Below are 24,317 nucleotides of genomic sequence, written 5' to 3'. Positions count from 1 at the left end.
TCGCTGCTGTGGTGGGGGGGGCTTTTTTTTTTATCCTCCCCTGCCCCCCCCCCCCAACCCGGCGGGGGGGGCCCCGGCCCCCGCCCCCTTCGTTTGGGAGGTTGTATCAGGCAGCGATGTCGAAACGGTCGGCGTTCATCACCTTGGTCCACGCCTTGACGAAATCGCCAACGAATTTCTGCCCGGCATCCGCCGACCCGTAGACCTCGGCCAGCGCGCGCAGCTGCGCATGCGAGCCGAAGATCAGGTCGGCGCGTGTGGCGGTCCACCTGACTGCCCTGGTCTTGCGGTCGCGTGCTTCGTAGACCTCATGCGAGCCGGGCTCGGAGGCCGGATCCCAGATGGTGCTCATCGAGAGCAGGTTGACGAAGAAGTCGTTCGTCAGCGTGCCCGGCCTGTCGGTCAACACACCATGCTTCGAGCCGCCGGTGTTGGCGCCGAGCACGCGCAGGCCACCAACCAGCACCGTCATCTCCGGCGCCGTCAGGTTGAGCAGTTGCGCCCGGTCGACCAGCATGGCTTCGACCGACATCGGCGGTTTGCCCCTGACATAGTTGCGGAAGCCGTCAATTTTCGGCTCGAGCGCCGCAAAGGAATGGACGTCGGTCTGCGCCTGCGAGGCGTCGGTGCGGCCGGGCGTGAAGGGGACCTTCACCGCATTGCCGCCATCCGTTGCGGCTTTCTCGACCGCGGCGACGCCGCCGAGCACGATGAGGTCGGCCAGCGAGACCTTCTTGCCGCTTGCGTTGAACTCGTTCTGGATGGCTTCGAGCTCCGCCAGCACGGTAGCCAGTTCGACAGGCTGGTTGACCTCCCAGTCCTTCTGCGGCGCCAGGCGAATGCGCGCGCCATTGGCGCCGCCGCGCTTGTCGGAGTTGCGGAAGGTCGAGGCCGAGGCCCAGGCGGTCGAGACCAATTGCGAAACGCTGAGGCCCGAAGCCAGGATCTTGGCCTTCAGCAATGCAATGTCCTGGTCGCTGACCAGCTCATGGTCGACGGCCGGAACCGGATCCTGCCAGATCAGCTCTTCCTTCGGCACCAACGGGCCGAGATACCGCACGACCGGCCCCATGTCGCGATGGGTGAGCTTGTACCAGGCACGGGCGAAGGCATCGGCGAACTGCTCCGGATGCTCATGGAAGCGGCGCGAGATCTTCTCATAGGCCGGGTCGGCCCGCAGCGCGAGGTCGGTGGTCAGCATTGCCGGCGCATGACGCTTCGAGGGATTGTGCGCGTCCGGCACCGTAACCGCGCCAGAGCCGCCCTTCGGCGTCCACTGATGGGCCCCGGCCGGGCTCTTGGTCAGCTCCCATTCGAAGTTGAAGAGATTGTCGAAGAAGTTACTGCTCCACTGGGTCGGCGTCGTCGTCCAGGTAACTTCGAGGCCGGACGTGATCGCATCGCCGGCAATGCCGGTGGCATGCTTGCTCGACCAGCCGAGGCCCTGCGCCTCGATGCCCGCGCCTTCCGGCTCGGCGCCGACAAGTGCTGCATCACCGGCCCCATGGGTCTTGCCGAATGTGTGGCCGCCGGCGATCAGCGCCACGGTTTCCTCATCGTTCATTGCCATGCGCGCGAAGGTCTCGCGGATGTCGCGGGCCGAGGCCAGCGGATCCGGCTTGCCGTTCGGCCCTTCCGGGTTGACGTAGATCAGGCCCATCTGCACCGCGCCGAGATGGCCGTGCAGCTCACGGTCGCCGGAATAGCGCTTGTCGTCGAGCCACTTGGTTTCCGAACCCCAGTCGACATCCTGCTCGGGCTCCCAGACATCGGCGCGGCCACCGGCAAAGCCAAAGGTCTTGAAGCCCATCGATTCCAGCGCGACGTTGCCGGTGAGAATCAACAGGTCGGCCCAAGAGATCTTGCGGCCGTATTTCTGCTTGACCGGCCACAAAAGCCGGCGCGCCTTGTCGAGATTGGCGTTGTCCGGCCAGCTGTTCAGCGGCGCGAAACGCTGCTGGCCCGCACCGGCGCCACCCCGGCCGTCGCCGATGCGATAGGTGCCGGCGCTGTGCCAGGCCATGCGGATGAACAGCGGCCCGTAATGGCCGAAATCGGCCGGCCACCAATCCTGCGAATCCGTCATCACCTTGTGCAAATCCTCGATCACCGCATCGAGGTCGAGCGTCTTGAACTCCGCGGCGTAGTCGAAAGCTTCGCCCATCGGGTCCGAAAGGCTCGACTGCTGGTGGAGAACGCCGATGTCGAGCTGGTTCGGCCACCAGTCGCGGTTGGTCCTGGCGGAGGTTCCATGCGCGACCGGGCATTTGCCGGCGCTGTTGTCGTCGGTCATCGCGTCCATCTTGGCCTCCGAATTGCTGATTTATGTGTTGGTTTTTCCGGGCCGGCCGGGAGCCGCGCCACTCTGGAATGGTTCCAGACTAAGCCGTCTCTTCGATAAAAACAAATTGCCTTTCCTGTTTGTTGCGATAGGTTTTCCTTATGATTGGCCTGACGGTGCGGCAGATGCAGTATTTCGAGGCTTTGGCGCAAACGCTGCATTTCGGCCGCGCCGCAAAACTCGCCGGTGTCAGCCAGCCGGCGCTGTCCGCGCAGATCGCCGAGATGGAGCAAAGGCTGAACTGCCGGCTGTTCGAGCGCGGCGGCAAGGCGGTGCGGATGACGGAAGAGGCGCAAGCGCTGCTGCCACGCATCGAGCGCATCCTGCGCGACATCAGCGACGTCGAGACGACGGCCCGGCGCGGCCGCCCGGCCATGGAAGGCCGCTTCCGGCTGGGCATCATCCCGACCGTGGCGCCGTATCTTTTGCCGCATGTGCTCCCGGAGCTGAAGCGGCATTTTCCGTCCCTGCAGCTCGAACTGCGCGAAGCAGTGACGGCATCACTGGTCGAGGACACGGCAACCGGACGGCTCGACGCCTTCATCGCCGCGCTGCCGCTCGAGCAGCCGGGCCTGGTCACCGAGGAACTGTTCGCCGACCGCTTCTTCCTCGCCGTGCCAGCCGGAGATCCAGCCTTCGCCTCGCCACCGGTGCCGCCGGAAAGCCCGGCGCTGGAGCGGTTGATGCTTTTGGAGGAAGGCCACTGCCTGCGCGAACAGGCGCTGGCCCTGTGCGGCAGCGTGCGCCCGGTGGCAATGGCAAGCTATGGCGCCACCAGCCTGACGACGCTCTTGCAGATGGTGGCGCATGGTCTCGGCGTCACGCTCATCCCCGAAATGGCGGCAAGGCCGGCCAGCGCCATGCCGGACCTCAAGATCGTGCCGTTCCAGGAGCCAATGCCGCAACGCACGATCTGCCTGGCCTGGCGCCGCAACAAGGTGCGGCATGATGAGTGCGTCGAGTTGGCGAAGATCATTCGCGGGCTGGGTGGGATGGTGATGGGGGGGTGAGTCGTTTGGGTCTTGGATGTCGCCTTGGGAACCCCGAAAAAAAGCTCAAATCAGGCGCGTTCGAGAATACCCGCCTTGGTGGCTGGTCGCCAGATCGCACCAAAGCCTCAAGGGATAAATACCAGAAATACATACGTAAAAAACACAACGGCATGGACGATTCCGGTCAGGAAGGTCGTCCTTTCGTTGCTAAAGCTTACGCCGCATATGAAAAGCGCTAAAACCAAAAGTACTGCGTCAGCTTCCGGGAGCCCCAGGGTTAAGCCTCGTCCCGTAAGCAGGCTGGCTGCTGCGACCGCAGGTATCGTCAAGCCAATCGTGGCGCAAGCCGAACCCATTGCGACATTCAGGCCGCGCTGCAGCTCATTGTTGAGTGAAGCACGAACCGCCGAAATGGCTTCCGGCATCAAAACCAGACCCGCGATCATTGCCCCCACAATGCTGTCAGCCTGGGTCATCTGGTAAGCAACGAGCGCATTTTCAACACTTGCGGCGACCTGCTCGGCGAGCATGACAATTCCGATCAGTCCGATTATCAGGAGCAGAGCGCTGGAAGAGATGCTTTTGTGAGGGGCGGTTCGCGCCGAAAGGTCGTGTGCCAGTCCTTCGATGAAGTCGTCCCGGTGCCGGACGGTTTGCGCGAACACAAAACTTGCATAGAGCAGCACGGAAAGTACGCTCACAAGGCCAAGCTGAGCTGCCGAAAATGTGCCGGCATCGGTGGTCCGTGTATAGGTCGGCAGGATAAGCGTCATGACGGTCAGTGCGGCCAGAACCGCCAGATATGCGCTTGTCCCTTGCCGGACAATTGCCTGCTTGCGATGACGCCAGCCGCCAAACGTGAGACACGTCCCCACAACGCCGGTGGAGGCAATCATCACCGTCGAGAAGACGGACTCACGTGCAAGCGTGGGGTTGTTCTCTCCATGCAGCATCATGGAAACGATGATCGACACCTCGATTGCCGTCACGGCAAAAGTCAGCACCAATGTGCCGTAGGGTTCCCCCACACGGTGGGCCACCGCCTCGGCGTGATCGAGCACCACGAAAATAGTGATGAACATGATCGCACTCGAGAGCGCTCCGACGAGAATCCTGACGCTCGGCGAACCTTCGTCCATCGATAGCCCGCTGACTCTGACCGCAACGGCCAGTGCCAGCGCGGCCAAAGGCATCGCATAGGAAGTCGCTGATCGTGCGAAACCAGTCATTCAAGCCCCAATGCGTTCGGCGAACCTTGCGGAAGCCTGTCGAGCACCCCAATGTCGTTTCGAAGCGGGCAATCCCGTCCCCCGGCGTTCAACCCTCAAGCCGTCTTCTGCACCACCAGCCCCAGTTCCTCCACCATCGCCTCGCGCATCAGAAACTTCTGCGGTTTTCCCGTCACCGTCATGGGCAGTTCGGTGCGGAAGCGGATGTAGCGGGGGATTTTGTAGTGGGCGATCTGGCCGGCGCAGAAATTCTTGATCTCCTGCTCGGTGGCGATCTGGTTGGGCTTCAGCACGATCCAGGCGCACAGCTCCTCGCCATATTTGGCGTCGGGAATGCCGAACACCTGCACCTCCTTGACCTTGGGATGGCGGTAGAGGAATTCCTCGACCTCTCTGGGATAGACGTTTTCGCCGCCGCGGATGACCATGTCCTTGACCCGGCCGACAATGTTGCAATAGCCCTTGGCGTCGATGGTGGCGAGATCACCGGTGTGCATCCAGCCGTCGGCGTCGATCGCCTCGCGGGTTTTTTCCGCGTCGTCCCAGTAGCCTTTCATGACGGAATAGCCGCGGGTGCACAGCTCGCCCGGCGCGCTGATGGCGACGGTGGCGCCCTCGGCGTCGATGGCCTTGACCTCGACATGCGGATGGATGCGCCCGACAGTGGAGACGCGTTTTTCCAGCGGGTCGTCGACGCTGCTCTGGAAGGAGACGGGACTCGTCTCCGTCATGCCATAGGCTATGGTCACCTCTTCCATATGCATCAGCGACACCACCTTCTTCATCACCTCGATCGGGCATGGTGAGCCCGCCATGATGCCGGTGCGCAGGCTGGAGAGATCGAAGCTGGCGAAATCCGCATGGTCGAGCATGGCGACGAACATGGTCGGTACGCCGTAAAGGCCGGTGCAGCGTTCCTGCGCCAACGCCTTCAGCGTGGCGCCGGCGTCAAAACCCTCGCCCGGGAAAACCATGGTTGCGCCTTTGGAGACACAGCCCATCGTGCCCATCGACATGCCGAAGCAGTGGTAGAGCGGCACCGGGATGCAGAGCCGGTCGTCGACGGTGAGCTTGATCGCAGCGGTGACGAAATTGCCATTGTTGACGATGTTGGTGTGGGTCAGCGTCGCGCCCTTGGGCGCGCCCGTCGTGCCTGATGTGAACTGGATGTTGATGGCCTCGCCCGGCTTCAGCCCTTCGGAGATGCGGTCGAGGCTGTCATGCTCGTCGCGGCCGGCCATCGACAGCACATCGGCGAAATTGAACATGCCGGGCGAGTTGTCGTCGCCCATGCGAATGACGATCTTCAGCGTCGGCAATTTCTGCGCCTTGAGCTTGCCGGGGGTGGCCTTGGCGAGCTCCGGCGCCAGCGTCTCGATCATGCCGAGATAGTCGGAGGTCTTGAAACTGGCGGCGGTGACCAGCGCCTTGCAGCCGACCTTGTTGAGGGCATATTCCAGCTCCGTCAGCCGGTAGGCCGGGTTGATGTTGACCAGGATCAGGCCGATGCGAGCTGTGGCGAATTGGGTGACCAGCCATTCCCAGCGGTTGGGCGACCAGATGCCGACACGGTCGCCTTTTTCGAGGCCGAGCGCCAGGAAGCCGGCGGCGAGCGTATCGACCGTGTCCGACAATTCGCTCCAGGTGAAGCGCTTGTCCTGTCCGACGAAGACGGCAGCATCCTGCGTGGCGTATCTGCCGACCGTGTCGGAGAAAAGCTGAGGGATCGTCTTGTCGAGCAGCGGCACCGAACGGTCGCCCGACACATGTGCCCGGCCGTCGAGCGGAGCGATGAACGCCCTGCCGCGCCCGCGCAGATTGGTGGCGTTCTTAAGCTCGTCGAGATTAATCGCCATCGCCGTTTCCTCCCGATGAGTGAGCCTAGCAGCCTGATGGGGTGGTGGAAAGTACAGGCGGTTCCCCTCCCCCTCGAGGGGAGGGTGCCTCGCGAAGCGAGGCGGGTGGGGTCCTCGGCGAAGTGCTCGACTTCCTTGGTCACGGTCGACCCGGCTTGGGTGGTCTCGCGTCGAGCACTGCCGGAGCGACCCCACCCGTCCATCCGCCTTTGGCGGCTGTCCACCCTCCCCTCAAGGGGGAGGGAGCGCGCTCATCTTCGCGGCTATTTCCCGCACTAGCGCCTCATCCGCAGCAGCACGATCTTTCCTGGCAGCCACGAGGCAGGCCTGCGACTTCAGCACAACCCCATCGGCCAGCACCTTGAGATGGTTGGCGCGCAGGGTCGAGCCGGTGGTGGTGATGTCGACGATGACATCGGCAAGGCCTGCCGCCGGCGCGCCTTCGGTGGCGCCGAGGCTTTCGACGATGCGGTAGACCTGGATGCCGTGCTTTTGCGAGAAGAACTGCTGCGTGAGCCGCCAGTATTTGGTTGCGATCCTCAGCCGCCTGCCGTGGCGCTGGCGGAAATCGGCGGCGACATCGTCGAGATCGGCCATAGTATCGACGTCGAGCCAGATGCCGGGCACCGCGACCACGACATCGGCATGGCCGAAGCCGAGGCGAGCGACGATTTCGGCGCGCGCCTCCCAGTCGGCGAGGTTTTCGCGCAGCAGATCCTCGCCGGTAATGCCGAGGTCGACCGAACCTTGCCCAATCTCGCCGGCGATTTCGGACGCCGACAGGAACGCCACCTCGATGCCCTCCGTGCCGTCGATGCGGGCGCGGTACTGGCGCTCATCGCCGGGCAGACTGACGGCAAGCCCGGCCCTGGCCAGCACCTCCAAGGCCTGCTCCTTCAGCCGGCCTTTCGACGGGATCGCCAGCGTGATCATTGCGGCTCTCCCCGCAGCGCTTCGATGCGGTCGAGCCAGACGGAGAAGCCGACGCCGGGGATCGGCGTCTTGGCGCCGAGCAGGGTCAGCAGCCGGTCGTAGCGACCGCCGCCGGCCAGCGGCCGCTCGCCACCAAGTGCTGCGATCTCGAAGACGATGCCGGTGTAGTAATCCAGCGGACGGCCGAAGGCGGCGTCGTAGCGGATCGTCTTTGCAGGCAGGCCATGTGCCTCGATGGCTTTGGCGCGGGCGGCGAATTTTTCCAGCGCCGCGCCCAGCGAAAGCCCGGCAGAGGCCGCAAAACTTTCGAGCGCAGCACTCGAGCCGTCGAGCGGCACGTCGATGGCGAGAAAATCCCTGAGCGCTGCAAAGGCCTCGTTCGACAGCCGCACGCTGCGCAGTTCGGCCTTTTCGATCAGCCGCCGGGCAATGTCGACTGGCGCGCGCCCGCCGGAGCCGGACAGGCCGGCCTCTTCCATGCCGCCGGCAATGTGGGCGGACAGCGCTTCGAGATCGCCATCGAGCACAAGGGCCGCGGCTTCGCCGTCAAGCTGACCGTTGCGTGGCGGATTGGCGAGATCGGACAACGCTGCCTGCAGCATCGGCGCCGAACCGAAGGCGCGCGCAAGTCGCATGCGCCAGCCGCGCGGCAGGCCGAGGGCCGCCAGCACCGCCTCGAAGATGGTCTGGTCGCCGAGCGTGATCGCAAGAGGTTGCGCCGGCAGCACCAGCTGCAGCAGCGCATGCGCATCGGCCAGCGAACGCGCATCGGCCTTGGCCGTATCGCGGTCGCCGAGATCCTCGATACCGGCTTGGAAAAACTCGTTGCCGCCCTCGCGGCGCTGGCGGAACACTTCGCCGAGATAGCAATAGCGGCGCGGCGTGCCGGCCTGCGAGGCGATGTGGTCGAGGCAGACGGGGATGGTGAATTCGGGACGAAGGCACAGCGTCTTGCCGGTCTCGCTTTCGGTGAGAAAGATGCGGCGGCGCAGATCCTCGCCGGCCATATCGAGGAATGGGTCGGCCGGCTGCAGCACCGCGACCTCGACCGCATGGGTGTTGCGGGTGGCGAAGAGCTTGGTGATTTCGGATGCGATGGCGGGATAGCGAGTCATCGGCTGGTTGGGTGCGAGGCACCCCCCTCTGGCCTGCCGGCCATCTCCCCCTCAAGGGAGGAGATTGGCAGCTTGGAGCGCAGCGCCTCTTCTTCAACGCCGGAGATTGGCGAAACCATGCGCGACATCCAATCTCCCCTCTTGAGGGGGAGATGGCCGGCAGGCCAGAGGGGGGCGTTCATGCGCCACCCTTCGCACGGTCAGCGGCCTGCGCAGCCAAAATCTTCTTCACCTCGGCGACCAGCTCAGCCTCCGGCACCGTGACCTGTGCCGGTCTTGCGGCGCGCCATTCGGCGTTGTCGGTGATCTCAGCCGACATCCGCGCGCCTTCGATCAGATCCTTGATCTGCAGCTCGCCCTTGGCGCGCTCGTCGCCGCCCTGGATAACGGCGACCGGGCTGCCGCGGCGGTCGGCGTATTTCAGCTGCGCCTTCATGCCGGCGCCGCCGAGATACATTTCGGAGCGGATGCCGGCGGCGCGCAGCTCTGCGACCATCTTCTGGTAGCGGCCAAGGCTATCGGTATCCTTGTCCATGACCAGCACGACGACCGGCGCGATGACATCGGTGGTGTCCAGCTTGCCGAGGTTCTTCAGCGCCGTCATCAGGCGGGAGACGCCGATCGAAAAGCCGGTCGCCGGCACCGGCTCGCCACGGAAGCGCGAGACCAGCCCGTCATAGCGGCCGCCACCACCGACCGAACCGAAGCGCACGATCTGGCCGTCTTCGTTGGGGATTTCGGCCAGAAGCTCGGCCTCGAAAACCGGGCCGGTGTAGTATTCGAGGCCACGCACGACGGAGGGATCGATTGCGACTCGGTCATCGTAGCCTGCCGCAACTAACATCTTTCCGATATCGAACAACTCGTTGTAGCCATCGAAGCCACTTTGAGTTGCGTTGGCATCGCCACCAAATTTGAAGAAAGCGGAACGCAGCACACCTAACGGCAGCGAATAGCAGCCAGCTTCTTGAGCTTGGGCAGCTAGGAGGTCTAACTCGTTAGGTTTCCTATAAACTGGCTCGTCGGGTGATAAACCGACATCTGCTACTGTACGCCCTTCAAAGCAGGCAAACAGAAATTCAAACTTATCAATCTGCCCCTCATTCAGTCCGGCGCCCTTGGCGAAATCGCCATCCCCTTCCTTGCCGCCGTCCCACCGTCCTGGGCCAAGCAGGAGCCTCACGCCTTCCGGTCGGAGCTTGTCCAGCTTGTCGATGGCGCGCAGCACCGTCAGCCGGCGGCCGGCATTCTCATCGCCGCCAAGGCCAATCGCCTCCAGCACGCCATCCAGGACTTTGCGGTTGTTAACGCGGATGACGTAGTCGCCGCGTTTGATGCCGAGCGCTTCCATCACGTCGGCCATCATCATGGCCATCTCGGCATCGGCCGCGACCCCCGGCGTGCCGATGGTGTCGGCGTCGAACTGCATGAACTGGCGGAAGCGGCCCGGGCCGGGCTTTTCATTGCGGAACACCCAGCCGGACCGGTAGCTGCGATAGGGTTTTGGCAGCCGCTCAAAATTCTCGGCGACATAGCGCGCCGTCGGCGCGGTCAAATCGTAGCGCAGCGACAGCCACTGCTCGTCATCGTCCTGGAAAGAAAATACGCCCTCATTAGGCCGGTCCTGGTCGGGCAGGAACTTGCCCAGCGCATCGGTGTATTCGATCAGGGGCTGGTCGGCCGGCTCGAAACCGTAGAGCTCATAGACCGAACGGATCGTCGCCATCATCTTCTCGACGGCGCGGATATCGTCGGCGCTGCGGTCGGCAAAGCCGCGCGGCAGCCGCGCTTTCGTCTTTTCCGATTTGTCGGCCATGGGATGGGTCTTTTCGCTAAGTAATCGATGACTTGTTTGGAGTCGGCGTGTCCTAACCGAAGCGGCTTGGTGCGGCAAGGGTTTGCGCTCTTTCCTTCTCCTTCGAAACAAAACGCACCAAAAGGAAACAATTCCGCCATCGGCGCGGCATCGTGCCGACACAATCAGAGCCGATAAGCGCGCCGAAACAAAGGGTTGGGGCCATGACTGCGGCACGCAAATTCGATATCAGAGACGGCGGCTTGCATGAAGTCCGGCTGCGGCCGGCCGAGAGCCGTGCGCATGTGACGGCGAGCCCCGGTCCGTTTGAGGTCACTGCCGACGAGCGCAAGGGTTCCACCGTGCGCGAGGCGCTGATGACTGGATTGCTGGTGATTTATCCGGCCTTTGCGGCACTGGCGGCGATTGTCGCCGGGCTTTTTCTGACGGGCGCCAGCGGGACGTGAGTTCCTTACCCTCCCCCTTGTGGGGAGGGTCGACGCGTAGCGTCGGGGTGGGGGTGCGGCGCCAAGATACCCCCACCCGCGCCTTCGGCGCGACCTCCCCACAAGGGCCCACAAGGGGGAGGTCGGGGGACAGCGCCCTACTTCGGCCTCTTAAAGGCCTTGCGTTCCTTCTCCACCTGCTCCCGGCACACGCACCCTTCGAGATGGTCATTGACCAGGCCCATCGCTTGCATGAAGGCATAGACCGTCGTCGGTCCGACAAAGCTCCAGCCGCGCTTTTTCAACTCCTTCGAAATCCTGATCGAAACCGCTGTCGTTGGGTTGGCGCGCAGGTGGGCGAGGTCGACGATCTCCGGCCGCTCGTCCGGCCCCGGCTCGAACTTCCAGAACCAGGCGGCCAGCGAACCGAACTCGTCGACCATTTCGCACGCCCGTTTGGCGTTGTTGATGGTCGAGACGATCTTGCCGCGGTGACGGATGATGCCGGCATTGGCGACCAGGCGCTCGACATCCTCGTCGGTGAAGGCGGCGACCTTGTCGAAGTCGAAACCGGCGAAGGCCTCGCGGAAATTCTCGCGCTTGCGCAGAATGGTCAGCCAGGACAGGCCGGACTGAAAGCCTTCCAGGCAGATTTTTTCGAACAGCCTGCGGTCGTCGGCGACCGGCCGGCCCCATTCATGGTCGTGGTAGTGCAGATAGTCCGGCAGATTGCCGTGCCAGAAGCAGCGCGTGATCCCGTCGGAGCCGGTAAGCAGTCCGGTGTTGTCTTGCGCCATGGCCAATCCATCCGTTAACGCGCTTTCGCGCTGCATTTACCGCGGCTTTACCAGATTCCTGAACCCGGCGGTAACCACACCAAAAGGTTTACTGACAAAGCGGCATTTTACGCATTCCGATTCATGTTTCGGTTGCCGCTTCGCGCCAAGGATCGCGCAACCGGGGGCAAGTTCCGCCTCCGTCCGTTCGACGATCAAGGTGCGTTCCGATGAAGATCTTTTTGCGTTCCGTGCTCGGCGCCGTGGCCATTCTGGCCGCCGGCGTCACCTCGTGTGCCGCCAACGACCGCTATGCCGACAGGCCGCCGGTTATGGTGAGCCCCGACCTTTCAGCGCCCTGGGTGCTGCAGCTTGGCCGCGCGCCCGGCATCGTGCGGCAGAGCCGCCAGTTCGTGCAGCAGCAGCCACGCCTTCGCTATGCGCAGCCGGCGCGACCCGATCGGGTGCGCACTGCTTCCGTGCAGGCGCCGGCCAAGCGCGTGGTGATGCGGCCGCAGATCAATCCGCTCTACCTGCCGCAGGAAGTCGCCTATGACGGCCCGCAGAAGCCGGGCACGATCGTCATCGATACGACGCAGAACTTCCTGTTCCTGGTCGAGAAGAACGGCAAGGCGCGGCGCTATGGCGTCGGCACCGGCAAGCCTGGCTTCGAATGGTCTGGCACGCACAAGATCACCAACAAGCGCGTCTGGCCGGACTGGCGCCCGCCAGCGGAGATGATCAAGCGAGAGGCCGCCAAGGGCCGCTACCTCCCGACCTATCTGGCCGGCGGCGAGGAAAACCCGCTTGGCGCCCGCGCGCTCTATCTCGGCACGACGGAATACCGCATCCACGGCACCAACCAGCCATGGACCATCGGCGGCTCGGTGTCTTCCGGCTGTATCCGCATGCGCAACGAGGACGTGGTTGACCTTTACGAGAGGGTCAATGTTGGAACGACCGTGGTCGTGATATAGTCGGCTACCGAATCATCTGGTTCAGAAGGCTAGACCTTCAGGGATCGGGAAGAGTTTACGGGGGACGGGCCGTGTGGGGATGCGGCCAGTCAGAAAAGGGCAGCCTGGGAAACCGCGCTGCCCTTTCTCTTTGCATCGGTAGCTGAGCCAGGCTGCGCCAGAACGTCGCGCCAGGGGGATGACGGTTCGCTTTCACGCTGCCTTGCCGCATTTCCCCTGCTATAGGGACGGCCAAACTCCCCTGCGCCAAACTCGCTGCAAAGGTTCAGCCATGTCTCCGCCAGACGATAGCCGCTATCTCCGGGGCGGTCCGGTCGCCCAGCGCATCATGGCATCCGTACGCGAGGATGCCGCCATCGCCACCGCGAAGGTTTTCCGCCCAAGCTGGTGTCGATCACCGTCGGCGATACCGCTGCCGTCGATGTCTATGTGCGCAACCAGCGCGCCAAGGCCGCCCTTGCCGGGATCGGTTTCGAGGAGCGGCGGTTCCCCGCCGACATCAGCGCCGGCGAACTCGAGGCGGCGATCCATGGCCTGAACGCCGACCCGCGCGTCACCGGCATCATCATCCAGCGGCCGGTGCCGGCCCACATCCCGATCAAGACGCTGCAGGCTGCGGTGCATCCGCTGAAGGACGTCGAGGGCATGCATCCCGCCTCGATCGGCAACATCGTCTACAACCAGCTCGATCTCGCGCCCTGCACGGCGGCGGCCTCGGTCGAGCTGTTGAAGGAAACCGGCCTCGACCTCAAGGGGCTCGAAGTCGTCGTCGTCGGCCATTCCGAGATCGTCGGCAAGCCGATTGCCTTCCTGCTGATGAGCGAAGGCGCAACGGTGACGGTGTGCCATCACATGACGCGCTCGGTGGCCGCCCATGCGCGCCGCGCCGACGCACTGTTCGTCGCCGTCGGCAAGCCCAGGCTGATCAAGGCCGACATGGTGAAGCCCGGTGCGGCCGTCATCGACATCGGCATCAATTCCGAGATCGGCCCGGACGGCACGAGCCGCATCGTCGGCGACGTCGACACCGAGAGCGTGAAGGAAGTCGCGTCCTGGATCACGCCGGTGCCCGGCGGCGTCGGTCCGATCACCGTGGCGATCCTGCTGCGCAACACAATGGTAGCGCTCAGCCGCCAGCGCGCGCGCTACCAGGCGACGTATGGCGTGGTGGACCGGCTGGCAGCGGAATAGCTGCTTACTCGGCGGCGACCAGGTTTCCTTCGGAGACGCCCTCCGGCTTCGGACCACCATAGGCCCAGTCGAGCAGCTTGATCGTGTGCACCACCGGCAGCTTCGCGGCGGAAGCGATCTGGGTGATGCAGCCGATGTTGCCGGTGGCGACGATTTCGGCGTCGGTCGCCTCGATGTTCTTCACCTTGCGGTCACGCAACCTTGCGGAAATCTCCGGCTGCAGGATGTTGTAGGTACCGGCGGAGCCGCAGCACAGATGCCCCTCGCGCGGTTCGCGCACGACGAAGCCCGCCTTGGACAGCAATTCCTTCGGCTGGCGGATGATCTTCTGACCGTGCTGCATCGAACAAGCGGAGTGGTAGGCGACAACGGTGCCCCGCTTGCGCACCGGCTCCGGCAGATCGAGGCCTGAGAGATATTCGGTGATGTCCCTGGCCAGCGCCGAGACCCGCGCGGCCTTGTCGGCGTAGGCCGGATCGAGGCGCAGCATGAAGCCGTAATCCTTGATGGTGGTGCCGCAGCCCGACGCGGTGATGACGATGGCGTCGAGCCCGCCCTGGTCGATGGCACGCGTCCACGCATCGACATTCTGCCGTGCCGAGGCAAGGGCTGCTGCCTCGCGGCCCATATGATGGACCAGCGCGCCACAGCAGGCTTCGCCCTGCGGCACCACGACCTCGACGCCAAGCCTGGTCAGCAATGCAATCGTCGTCTCGTTGATGGCGGGGTCGAGCACCGATTGGGCGCAGCCCGTGAGAATGGCGACGCGGCCTCTCTTCGTCCCCTGCCCGGCATGAATGCCGGAAGAGGCCATTGGCGAGACCGTCGGGATCGAGGCCGGTGCCAGCTTCAGCATCGCGCTGAGCGGCTTCAGGGCCGACACCTTTTCGAACAGACCAATGAATGGCTTGCCGAGTCTCGCCAATTTCAGCGCGGCGCGAAAGCGCGCGGGATAGGGCAGCACGAAGGCCAGCATGGCGCGGGTGAGCCGGTCGAGCAGCGGCCGCTTGTAAGTTTCCTCGATATGGGCGCGGGCATGGTCGACCAGATGCATGTAATTGACGCCCGACGGGCAGGTGGTCATGCAGGCCAGGCAGGACAGGCAGCGGTCGATATGGGTGACGATCTGCTTGTCGGCCGGGCGGCCGTTCTCCAGCATGTCCTTGATGAGATAGATGCGGCCGCGCGGCGAATCCAGTTCGTTGCCAAGCGTCACATAGGTCGGGCAGGTGGCGGTGCAGAAGCCGCAATGCACGCATTTGCGCAGGATCTTCTCCGATTCCGCGACATGCGGATCAGCAAGCTGGGCAAGGGAGAAGTTGGTTTGCATTATCTTAGCCTTGGGCCATGCGGCCGGGATTGAGGATGGACTTGGGATCGAACTCGGCCTTGAGCCGCGCCGACAGTGCGGCCTTATGCGGTGCCTGCGGCTCGAACACCGGGACGGCGGCGCGATGCGAAGGGGTGGCGCGCACCAGCGTGGCGTGGCCGCCGCCAAGCTTTCTGATTAGCCCGCGCAGCAGGGCGGCCTCGGGATCGCCCTCCTCCATGCGCAGCCAGACCAGCCCGCCCTGCCAGTCGTAGAAGGCGCTGGCACCGATCTGCATGCGCAGCGTCAGCACCATCTGATGGGCCTGAGACGGCGCCATGGAGACGCGCCAGACCGGCTTTTCGCTACTGTCGGCGAATGGCGTGCAGTCCCTTATGTCACGCCAGAGGGTATGCGATGTCTCACCTGCGATCTCCTGCAGCGGGCCGGCATTTTTCAGCAGGGTCTTCAGCGCCTCAATGCGATAGGCGACCGATGGGCCAAACCCTTCGACGCGCAGCAGCGTTGCAGCGTCGGTGCCTAGACTGCCCCCGGCAACGCGCGCGGCGATGCGTTCGGGCAGATGGGCCGCGCTCGACACTTCGGCGCTGGAGCCGAGCGCCAGCGCCATGGCGGCAGAGGCGGCATCGTCGAGTAGGCCGCGCATGGCAAGCGTCACCTCGGTCTCGGCCGCCGGCAGCACCTTGAAGGTGACATCGGTGAACACGGCCAGCGTGCCCCAGCTGTTGGCCATCAGCTTCGACAGATCGTAGCCGGTGACATTCTTGACGACGCGGCCGCCGGACTTGAAAGCCTCGCCGCGTCCGGCAACCGCATTGATGCCCAGAATATGGTCGCGCGCGGCGCCCGCCTTCAGCCGGCGCGGGCCGGACAGGTTGGCGGCAAGCACGCCGCCGATGGTGCCCTTGCCGGGCTCGCCGCCGAGTAAAGGACCGTAATCCATCGGTTCGAAGGCGAGCTGCTGGCCGTTTTCGGCGAGCAGGTTTTCGATCTCGGAAAGCGGCGTGCCGGCCTTGGCCGACAGCACCAACTCGGCCGGCTCGTAGAGGGTGACGCCGGTGAGCTTCGAAAGATCGAGCGTGTGTTCGCTCTGCTGTGGCCGGCCGATGCCGCGCTTGGAGCCGTGGCCGATGATTTCCAAAGGTGACTCTTCCGCCGCCGCCCATTGGACGGTGGAGAGGATCTCGGCCGATGTGGTGGGGGTGAAGGTCGTCATGGCGAAGATGGGTCGAGTTCCTTCGCGCCCCCCTCTGTCATGCCGGACATCTCCCCCTCAAGGGGGGAGATCGGAAGTCGCGTCCGATTTCGCCAATCTCCGACCTTGAAGGAAGGGTAAGGCGCGCAAGCTGCCAATCTCTCCCCTTGAGGGGGAGATGTCCGGCAGGACAGAGGGGGGTGTTCACGCGCCAACTTAGCCACTCAAAACCTCGGAATGTCCGGAAACGCCACCTGGCCGCGATGCACATGCATGCGTCCAAGCTCCGCGCAGCGGCGCAGTTGCGGGAACACTTTTCCCGGGTTGAGCAGATGGTTGGGATCGAAGGCGCATTTGACGCGCATTTGTTGGTCGAGGTCGATCTGGTTGAACATCTCCGGCATCAAATCGCGCTTCTCGACGCCGACGCCGTGCTCGCCGGTCAAGACGCCGCCGACCTTGACGCAGAGCCGCAAGATGTCGGCGCCAAAACTTTCCGCCTTGTCGAGTTCGCCCGGCACGTTGGCGTCATAGAGGATCAGCGGATGCAGATTGCCGTCGCCGGCGTGGAAGACGTTGGCGACGCCGAGGCCGTATTTCTCCGACAGTTCGCGCATGCCGGCGAGCACACCCGGCAATTCCTTGCGCGGGATGGTGCCATCCATGCAGTAATAGTCGGGCGAGATGCGGCCGACCGCCGGGAAGGCCGCCTTGCGACCGGCCCAGAAGCTCAGCCGCTCCTGTTCGGATTGCGAGACGCGGCATGTGGTGGAGCCGTTCCTGTAGGCGATCGCTTCGACGAGACCGATCAGGTGATCGACCTCGACGCCCGGCCCGTCGAGTTCGACGATCAGCAGCGCCTCGACATCAAGGGGGTAGCCGGCATGGACGAAATCCTCCGCGGCATGGATCGCCGGCCGGTCCATCATCTCCATGCCGCCAGGGATGATGCCGGCGCCGATGATGTCGGCGACGCATTGGCCGCCCTGCTCGCTGGTCGGAAAGCCGATCAGCAGAGCGCGGGCCGTCTCCGGCTTTTTCAGGATGCGCACGGTGACCTCGGTGACGACGCCGAGCAGGCCTTCGGACCCCGTCATGACGCCGAGGAGATCATAGCCTTCCGAGTCCAGATGATTGCCGCCAAGCCGCACCACCTCGCCGTTCATCAGCACCATCTCGATGCCCAGCACATTGTTAGCGGTCAGGCCGTATTTCAGGCAGTGCACGCCGCCGGAATTTTCAGCGACATTGCCGCCGATCGAGCAGGCGATCTGGGAGGATGGATCGGGCGCATAGTAGAAGCCCTCCTGCTCGACGGCGGTGGTGATGCCGAGATTGGTGACGCCGGGCTGAGCGACGACGACGCGATCGGGATAGTCGATCGCAAGGATGCGGTTGAAGCGGCTCATGACCAGCAGCACGGCATCCTCGAGCGGCAACGCGCCGCCGGAGAGTGAGGTTCCGGAGCCGCGCGGCACGACACGGATGTTGCGGTCGTTGCAGTATTTCAGCACCCGCGACACCTGCGCCACCGTTTCCGGCAGCACCACGACCAGCGGCAATTGCCGGTAGGCGGTGAGACCGTCGCTTTCGAAGGCGCGCATTTCGTTGGTGGCGTCGACGACGCCCTCGCCCGGCACGATGATGCGCATATCGGCGACGATCTCCGCCCGCCTTCGCATCGTGGCGTCGTCTGGCTTGGGCATGACAAGGCCGGACATCGGCGGCGTCCTCCGCTTAGCTGGTAAAAATCTTTTACCAGTTACATCCGGATGTTGCAAACACCGCGTCGGGCAAAGAGCGTACTGCCCGCCTTCCGCAGCGGCAATCTGCCGCTATGGATCTTAACCCTCCCCCTTGTGGGGAGGGTCGCGAACGCAGTGAGCGGGGTGGGGGTCCGCGCGACGAAAGCTCTTTACGAGCACCCTCACCCCGATCCGCTATGCGGATCGACCCTCCCCACAAGGGGGAGGGTAAAGTGCGCTCCTACTCCCCCGGATGTTTCGCCGGCTCGGAGTGCATCCGCCTGACTCGCCGCACGCCCCACCAGACCAGCAGGATGGCGACCGGCACCGCCGCGGCAGTGACGATTTCGGGTGCAAAGGCATGGCCGAAGATCGATGCGCCCTTGGCGAGATAGGAGATCAGGCCGACGACATAGTAGGACACTGCTGCCACCGACAGGCCCTCGACCGTCTGCTGCAACCGCAGTTGCAGCCGGGCGCGGTTGTTCATCGACGCCAGCAGATCGCGGTTCTGCTTCTCGACCTCGACATCGACCCACGTGCGCAGCAGCGTCGTGGCGCGGGTCAGTTTTCGCGACAGGTTGGCCTGGCGCTCCTCGACCGACCGGCAGGTGCGCATGGCGGGTGCCACCCGCCGCTGCAGGAAGCCGCCCCAGGTGTCGTAGCCGGGCACGGCTTCTTCCTCCAGCGCTTCCAGCCGCTCGACAACGATGCCGTCATAGGCGCGACTGGCGCCGAAGCGATAGAGGCTGGAGGCGGCATCAGCCTCGAGTTCAGCGGCAAGCTCGGTCAGGTCGGCGAGCAGCGTCTGGCTGTCGCGGGTTTCAGCGGCCTTCATTTCCAGCGTGGTCTGCGCCAGCCGGTCCTCGATGCGGCGGGCGCGGCCCGACAGCGTCAGCGCCAGCGGCAGGCCGAGCATGGCAAGCGTGCGATACGTCTCGACGTCGATCAGCCGCTGCGACAGCGCGCCGGTCCGCGCCGGCGTCAGGCCGCGATCAAGCACCAGGATGCGGGTCAGGCCGTCGCCGTCCTGGCGGAAATCGGTGACGATGGCCGCATTGCCGCGCTCGACCAGCGAATAGCAGAGGCTCGTCGGGTCGAAGGCCGCAATCAGCTTCTCGCTTGCCGGCGTCCATTTGCGGATCTCCAGCCTTATGCCTGAGATCACCGTTCCCGGCGGCGAGAACCCGTTGCCGAAAGGAGAATCCTCCTGCGCCCTGCCGCTTTCGGCAAGCGGCCCTTCCCAAAGATAGGTCGAGAATTCCGTATGCCGCTCCCAGCGCAGCGTACCCTTGCCCCACTTCATGGCGTGGTGGCGGGCATGACGGTCGGGCGCCGCGATGCCGAGGCGCCGCGACAGTTCGGAGAGCACGGCCATGTCGACGCCGGAGCCGCCCTCGGTCATGAAGGCGAGTTGCACAAGCACGCGCGGCTTCTCGATCAGCGGATGCGGCCGGGCATGTACCTCGCCGATCGCGCCGGGCCGTCCCTCATGCGCGGGAAAGCCCATCACGCTGCCCTGGGCGCGCGGCTGGAATTCGAGGTTGGACGTCTCGTCCGACACGGTGGTCCCCCTGTTCTCGACCCTTCGTGTGATGGCGTCCTCTAAAGGCAATCCATGAGGCGCGTAAACACCAAAGTCTAGCATCGTAGGTCCTGCCGGCGCGACGCGCAGACCGACCCGATTGGGCAAATTGGATAAATAATTTGACCAGTTGGCGACGCTGGCTTTATCTTGCGCGACGCCGGTTCAATTTCCCATGCCCCCGTTGAGCGATATTTTCTCCAGGATCGAGCATTCGCGCACCGCCGACGAGGTGGTGCAGCAGATCGAAAGCCTGATCCTTGAAGGCGTGCTGCGCACCGGCGACCGGCTGCCGGGCGAGCGCGAGCTGGCGCGCCAGTTCGACGTGTCGCGGCCGATCCTGCGCGATGCGCTGAAGGCGCTGGAAGGGCGCGGGCTGCTGATCACCAAGGCCGGCGGCGGCACCCATGTCGCCGACGTCATCGGCCAGTTGTTCACCAAGCCGGTGACCGACCTCATCTCGATGCACCGCAAGGCGGTGACCGACTATCTGGAATACCGCCGCGAGATCGAAGGTGTTGCGGCCGAATATGCGGCGCGGCGCGCGACAGCGGACGACATTGCGCTGCTCGACCGCATCATGGCGCGCATGGACGAGGCGCACCGCACCGGCGATTTCGACGACGAGGCGGAAATCGACGTCGAGTTCCACCATGCTGTGTGCGAATGCGCGCACAACATCATCCTCTTGCACACACTGCGCTCCTGCTACCGGCTGCTGTCTGAAGGCGTGTTCCAGAACCGGCTTCTGGTGTTCAGCGTGCCCGGAGCGCGCGAGGCGCTGCTGGCCCAGCACGGCGCGATCTACAAAGCCGTGAAGGCCGGCGATCCCTCAGCTGCCCGCCAAGCGGCGATGGACCATATCTCCTATGTCGAACGCTCGATGCTCGAGGCCGAACGCAGCGGCGACTGGCAGCGCGTGTCGCGGCTCAGGCTCAAGCAGCGCTCCGACGCCGACGACGGCTTCAAGACGACTGGCTAACGAGGAACCACCATGAGCGACATCCTCACCATTGCCGATCTCAAGGACCTGGCGCGCCGGCGGGTGCCGAAGATGTTCTACGACTATGCCGATTCCGGCTCCTGGACCGAAAGCACCTACCGCGCCAACGAGGAGGACTTCCAGAAGATAAAATTCCGTCAGCGCGTGCTGGTCGACATGAGCAACCGCTCGCTGGAATCGACCATGATCGGCGAGAAAGTGGCGATGCCGGTGGCGCTTGCCCCAACTGGAATGACCGGCATGCAGCATGCCGATGGCGAGATGCTGGCCGCGCAGGCGGCAGAGGAATTCGGCGTGCCGTTCACGCTGTCGACGATGAGCATCTGCTCGATCGAGGATGTCGCGTCGGTGACCAAGAAGCCGTTCTGGTTCCAGCTCTACGTGCTTCGCGACAAGGATTTCGTGCTCGACCTGATCGACAGGGCGAAGGCTGCAAAATGCTCGGCGCTGGTGTTGACGCTCGACCTGCAGATCTTGGGGCAGCGCCACAAGGATGTCCGCAACGGGCTGTCGGCGCCGCCCAAGATGACGCTGGCCAACATTGCCAACATCGCCATGCGGCCACGCTGGCTGATGGGCATTGCCGGCACCAAGCGCCGCACCTTCCGCAACATTGTCGGCCATGCCAAGGGCGTCGGCGACGTCGCTTCGCTGGCATCGTGGACGACGGAGCAGTTCGACCCGCATCTGTCGTGGAAGGATGTCGCCTGGATCAAGGAACGTTGGGGCGGCAAGCTGATCCTGAAAGGCATTCTCGACAAGGAGGACGCGCTGATGGCGGTCGAGACCGGCGCCGACGCCATCATCGTTTCCAACCATGGCGGGCGCCAGCTCGACGGCGCATCGTCGTCAATCATGGCGCTGGAAGAGATCGCCGATGCCGTCGGCGACAGGATCGAGGTGCATATGGACGGCGGCATCCGCTCGGGCCAGGACGTGCTGAAGGCGCTTTGCCTCGGCGCCAAGGGCACCTATATCGGCCGCCCGTTCCTGTACGGGTTGGGCGCCATGGGCAAGCAAGGCGTGACCCTGGCGCTGGACATCATCCGCAAGGAGATGGACATCACGCTGGCACTGTGCGGCAAACGGCTGGTGACCGAGATGGGCAAGGACCAGTTGCGGCGATAGGGTCTTGTTCACCGATTAGACCCTAGCCTCGCTGGATCACGGAGACGAAGCCGCCTTGACCGAGACCGGCATCCACTACCTCGACGCGCGCGCACCCGATGGCATGCGCCTCTATGCGATCGGCGACGTGCATGGCCGGCTCGACCTGCTCGCGGCCATGCATCGCCGCATCGAGAGCGAACTCGAATACAAGCCGACCAGCGATTGGCGCGTCATCCACCTCGGCGACTATGTCGACCGCGGACCAGAGTCCAAGGGCGTCATAGACTTCCTGATCGAGGTACAGAAACGCGATCCACGGCATCTGATGCTCGCCGGCAACCACGATATCGGCTTCCTCGATTTTCTCGACGAGCCTGACCCGGAAGGGCTGTTCATCCGCTATGGCGGCGTGCAGACGGCACAATCCTATGGCGTCGACCTAGCGGGACACGCAAGCTGGTTCGGCAAGGGCGAGGCGTTACGGCGGGGACACCAGGCACTGGTCAATGCTGTATCGCAAGCCCATGTCGACTTCCTGCGGTCGCTGCAATTGTCACTGATATCAGGTGATTTCTTCTTCTGCCATGCCGGCGTCAGGCCTGACGTGCCGCTGGAGAGCCAGAGCCCGCAGGATCTGGTCTGGATCCGCGACGTCTTCCACAACCATCCAGGGCTTTACCCGAAGGTGATCGTGCACGGCCACACACCGGTGCCGCAGGCGGAGGTGATGCCGAACCGCGTCAATGTCGACACGCTCGCCTGGCAGTCAGGCATGCTCAGCGCGCTCGCCGTGGACGGCGCGGACAAGCGTATCCTGACTGTGCAGGGAAAAGCGTTTTAGCGAAGCGCGGCGGTGACGCCGTAGCCGTCGACGGCCTGATGGTTGTTGGCTGCATCGGCGGAATAAATGCCGAGACCGCACAAAACGATGGCAGACAGCATGACAAAGGACAGAAGCGCTGCTTTCACGGACGTCATCTCTAGTTGAGCTTCCTGCATCTGGGCACGAGGCGGTTACCAATGGGTTGAAACCGAGAATTCGTCTCAAAGTTTCGACGATTTCGCGCTTGTAGGTCGATTCTGTATCGGCGGTGTGTCGCGCGGATCACACAGAAGGTTCATCGCGGTTGCATTGCCGATGCATAGCGCGCGCCTTGTAGGATGGCGTTCGGCCACAAACCAAGGACGAAAGAAGTTGTCCCCGGCAGATTCCCCGCCGCGTGCCAATTATGCAACGGCCGCGCGTTGGCTGGGTTCAGATCGTCGCCACCCAGGCGCGGGCAATGGCCAAGCCCGCGGCATCAGCCTCGGGGCCGTTGAGAGCCATTTCGCTGTCGAGGCGGTCGTGCCAGTCGGGATGGCGATCGGCAATCAGCGGCGCGAAGGACGTGCTCCAGTCCCTCACCATCGGCCGGTCGGCCTCGAAATGGAACTGGAAGCCGTAGACGGCGCGGCCGATACGGAACGCCTGGTTCTCGGCAATTTCGCTGCCGGCAAGCCGCACCGCATTTGACGGCAGCGCGAAAGTGTCGTCGTGCCATTCGAAGATGGGGAAATCCTGGGGAAGTGCGCCAAGCACCGGATCGGTTCTGGCATCCGGCGTCAGCGATACCTTGTGCCAGCCGAATTCCGAGGCGCCGCCGATCTGGTTCTCACCGCCGAAAGTGCGGGCAACCAACTGGCTGCCCAGGCAGATACCGAGAACCGAGCGATCCTTGGCGGCGAAATCGCGGGTCAGTTCGAGCAGCGCCGGGAAATACGGGTAGTCATCGTCGGCCAGCGCATTCTGACCGCCGCCCAGCATCACCATGGCATCGTGTCCGGTCGCGTCGTCTGGCAGCGCATCGCCCTTGTAGGGCCGGCGCAGGTCGAGATCGGCGCCGGCTTCGGCGAGCGCGGCACCAACCTGGCCAAGGCCGGTGTTGTCGTAGTTCTGGACCACCAGCACCCGCATCGCAAAACCCTGCTGACATGAAATGACGCGACGAGCGATATCATGTCGCCAGCATTGCAGCCAAGATGCGTATTCGGGAGAGAGCTATGCCACTGCAGAACCGGGTCGATCCGTTCGGCGCCATCCATGCCAAATCCGAGCGCGGCCTGTTCACCGGCAATCGCGGCATCATCCACGATCCTGAGACCAAGACGCTGCTGAAAAAGCGTTGGGCCTTGCCGGCCTGGATCATCTGCGTTTGCGAATTCCGCAATGTGCGGCGCGAGCCGATGGGCAGGAACCGGCCGGGCGGCAGGGCCGGCTGGACCGAGTTGTTCTTCCTCGACGAGGTGACGGCGCTGGCCGCCGGGCACCGTCCCTGTTTCTATTGCCGGCGTGAGCGAGCCACGGATTTTGTCGGGCGTTTCGGCAAAGTCTTCGGTGTAAACGAACCGCGCGCGCCAATGGTGGACAAGCGGCTGCACAAGGAGCGGCTGGCTTCGGGCGGCAAGCCACCCGATGTCACCATGGGAGAGCTTGCCGAATTGCCGGACGGAGCGATGATCGCGGATGGCGGCTCGGCCTATGCGCTGCGCGGCGGCAACGCGCTGCCCTGGTCGTTCGCAGGCTATGGCGATGCGGCGGCCTTCGACAGCCTTGCCGGCCGTTCGCTGCGCCTGCTCACACCGGCCACGACCGTTTCGGTGCTGCGGCACGGTTTTGAACCGGTGTGGCATCGTTCCGCCGAGACTTGACGCCAGGCAC

The 24,317-nt window shown here is 64.1% G+C and carries 20 protein-coding genes and 1 pseudogene; 8 read left to right on the top strand and 13 right to left on the bottom strand.

What is annotated here, in order from left to right:
* Positions 1-106 precede the first annotated feature (106 nt).
* Positions 107-2,302, bottom strand: coding sequence for a catalase/peroxidase HPI (gene katG / locus NKJ78_RS26215; RefSeq protein WP_023738280.1), 2,196 nt, complete (start codon positions 2,300-2,302; stop codon positions 107-109).
* 140 nt (positions 2,303-2,442) lie between these two features.
* On the opposite strand from katG, the gene NKJ78_RS26210 reads away from it, so the two are divergent.
* Positions 2,443-3,351, top strand: coding sequence for a hydrogen peroxide-inducible genes activator (locus NKJ78_RS26210; protein ID WP_023749153.1), 909 nt, complete (start codon positions 2,443-2,445; stop codon positions 3,349-3,351).
* A 107-nt stretch (positions 3,352-3,458) separates the two neighbouring features.
* On the opposite strand, the gene NKJ78_RS26205 is transcribed toward NKJ78_RS26210, so the two are convergent.
* The 5 genes from NKJ78_RS26205 to NKJ78_RS26185 form a co-directional block, all read right to left on the bottom strand.
* Positions 3,459-4,562, bottom strand: coding sequence for a calcium:cation antiporter (locus tag NKJ78_RS26205; RefSeq protein ID WP_023738279.1), 1,104 nt, complete (start codon positions 4,560-4,562; stop codon positions 3,459-3,461).
* Between the two features lie 95 nt (positions 4,563-4,657).
* Positions 4,658-6,418, bottom strand: coding sequence for an AMP-binding protein (locus NKJ78_RS26200; RefSeq protein ID WP_023738278.1), 1,761 nt, complete (start codon positions 6,416-6,418; stop codon positions 4,658-4,660).
* A 231-nt stretch (positions 6,419-6,649) separates the two neighbouring features.
* Complete coding sequence (gene hisG / locus NKJ78_RS26195; protein ID WP_023701298.1) at positions 6,650-7,351, bottom strand: ATP phosphoribosyltransferase; 702 nt, start codon at positions 7,349-7,351, stop codon at positions 6,650-6,652.
* A complete protein-coding gene (locus tag NKJ78_RS26190) occupies positions 7,348-8,466 on the bottom strand; it encodes an ATP phosphoribosyltransferase regulatory subunit (protein WP_023738277.1) in 1,119 nt (372 codons plus the stop codon). Before NKJ78_RS26190 ends, hisG begins: the two co-directional genes overlap by 4 nt.
* 178 nt (positions 8,467-8,644) lie before the next feature.
* A complete protein-coding gene (locus tag NKJ78_RS26185; protein ID WP_023738276.1) occupies positions 8,645-10,282 on the bottom strand; it encodes a histidine--tRNA ligase in 1,638 nt (545 codons plus the stop codon).
* A gap of 203 nt (positions 10,283-10,485) precedes the next feature.
* On the opposite strand from NKJ78_RS26185, the gene NKJ78_RS26180 reads away from it, so the two are divergent.
* Entirely contained in the window at positions 10,486-10,728 is a 243-nt protein-coding gene (locus NKJ78_RS26180) for a hypothetical protein (protein WP_023738275.1), read from the top strand.
* A 137-nt stretch (positions 10,729-10,865) separates the two neighbouring features.
* Here NKJ78_RS26180 and NKJ78_RS26175 read toward each other — a convergent pair whose 3' ends face one another.
* The gene (locus NKJ78_RS26175) at positions 10,866-11,504 is read right to left on the bottom strand and encodes a DNA-3-methyladenine glycosylase I (RefSeq protein ID WP_023738274.1); all 639 of its coding nucleotides are present in this window, start codon (positions 11,502-11,504) and stop codon (positions 10,866-10,868) included.
* A gap of 209 nt (positions 11,505-11,713) precedes the next feature.
* On the opposite strand from NKJ78_RS26175, the gene NKJ78_RS26170 reads away from it, so the two are divergent.
* Entirely contained in the window at positions 11,714-12,460 is a 747-nt protein-coding gene (locus NKJ78_RS26170; protein ID WP_023738273.1) for a L,D-transpeptidase, read from the top strand.
* A gap of 271 nt (positions 12,461-12,731) precedes the next feature.
* Positions 12,732-13,651, top strand: a pseudogene (locus tag NKJ78_RS26165) (bifunctional 5,10-methylenetetrahydrofolate dehydrogenase/5,10-methenyltetrahydrofolate cyclohydrolase).
* Positions 13,652-13,655: 4 nt separating this feature from the next.
* Here NKJ78_RS26165 and glcF read toward each other — a convergent pair.
* From glcF to NKJ78_RS26145, 4 genes are all read right to left on the bottom strand, one after another.
* The gene (gene glcF / locus NKJ78_RS26160) at positions 13,656-14,981 is read right to left on the bottom strand and encodes a glycolate oxidase subunit GlcF (RefSeq protein ID WP_352562729.1); all 1,326 of its coding nucleotides are present in this window, start codon (positions 14,979-14,981) and stop codon (positions 13,656-13,658) included.
* Between the two features lie 4 nt (positions 14,982-14,985).
* Entirely contained in the window at positions 14,986-16,197 is a 1,212-nt protein-coding gene (locus NKJ78_RS26155; protein WP_023738271.1) for an FAD-binding protein, read from the bottom strand.
* Positions 16,198-16,400: 203 nt separating this feature from the next.
* Positions 16,401-17,897 (bottom strand): FAD-linked oxidase C-terminal domain-containing protein, encoded by a 1,497-nt coding sequence (locus NKJ78_RS26150; protein ID WP_023686828.1) that lies wholly within the window; start codon positions 17,895-17,897, stop codon positions 16,401-16,403.
* A 265-nt stretch (positions 17,898-18,162) separates the two neighbouring features.
* Complete coding sequence (locus NKJ78_RS26145; protein WP_023738269.1) at positions 18,163-19,485, bottom strand: DUF3422 family protein; 1,323 nt, start codon at positions 19,483-19,485, stop codon at positions 18,163-18,165.
* 205 nt (positions 19,486-19,690) lie between these two features.
* Between NKJ78_RS26145 and NKJ78_RS26140 the strand changes: the two genes are divergently transcribed.
* Genes NKJ78_RS26140 through NKJ78_RS26130 form a run of 3 tightly spaced genes read left to right on the top strand, consistent with a single transcriptional unit; the run spans position 19,691 to position 22,460 of the window.
* Positions 19,691-20,488, top strand: coding sequence for an FCD domain-containing protein (locus NKJ78_RS26140; RefSeq protein ID WP_023695102.1), 798 nt, complete (start codon positions 19,691-19,693; stop codon positions 20,486-20,488).
* 12 nt (positions 20,489-20,500) lie between these two features.
* Entirely contained in the window at positions 20,501-21,637 is a 1,137-nt protein-coding gene (locus NKJ78_RS26135; protein WP_023738268.1) for an alpha-hydroxy acid oxidase, read from the top strand.
* Positions 21,638-21,692: 55 nt separating this feature from the next.
* Entirely contained in the window at positions 21,693-22,460 is a 768-nt protein-coding gene (locus NKJ78_RS26130; protein ID WP_352460445.1) for a metallophosphoesterase family protein, read from the top strand.
* Here NKJ78_RS26130 and NKJ78_RS26125 read toward each other — a convergent pair.
* Complete coding sequence (locus NKJ78_RS26125) at positions 22,457-22,597, bottom strand: hypothetical protein (protein ID WP_006206855.1); 141 nt, start codon at positions 22,595-22,597, stop codon at positions 22,457-22,459. The genes NKJ78_RS26130 and NKJ78_RS26125 overlap by 4 nt on opposite strands.
* A gap of 277 nt (positions 22,598-22,874) precedes the next feature.
* On the bottom strand, positions 22,875-23,573 hold the full coding sequence (locus tag NKJ78_RS26120; RefSeq protein ID WP_023692350.1) for a type 1 glutamine amidotransferase: 699 nt from the start codon (positions 23,571-23,573) through the stop codon (positions 22,875-22,877).
* An 86-nt stretch (positions 23,574-23,659) separates the two neighbouring features.
* On the opposite strand from NKJ78_RS26120, the gene NKJ78_RS26115 reads away from it, so the two are divergent.
* Positions 23,660-24,307, top strand: coding sequence for a hypothetical protein (locus NKJ78_RS26115; RefSeq protein ID WP_023738266.1), 648 nt, complete (start codon positions 23,660-23,662; stop codon positions 24,305-24,307).
* The last annotated feature ends 10 nt before the right edge of the window (positions 24,308-24,317 follow it).

Source organism: Mesorhizobium sp. M0037 (assembly GCF_040323635.1).
In the GTDB taxonomy this organism is placed as follows: domain Bacteria; phylum Pseudomonadota; class Alphaproteobacteria; order Rhizobiales; family Rhizobiaceae; genus Mesorhizobium.
The sequence above is the reverse complement of the archived record's forward strand: the minus strand, read 5'-3'. Positions and strand labels throughout refer to the sequence as shown.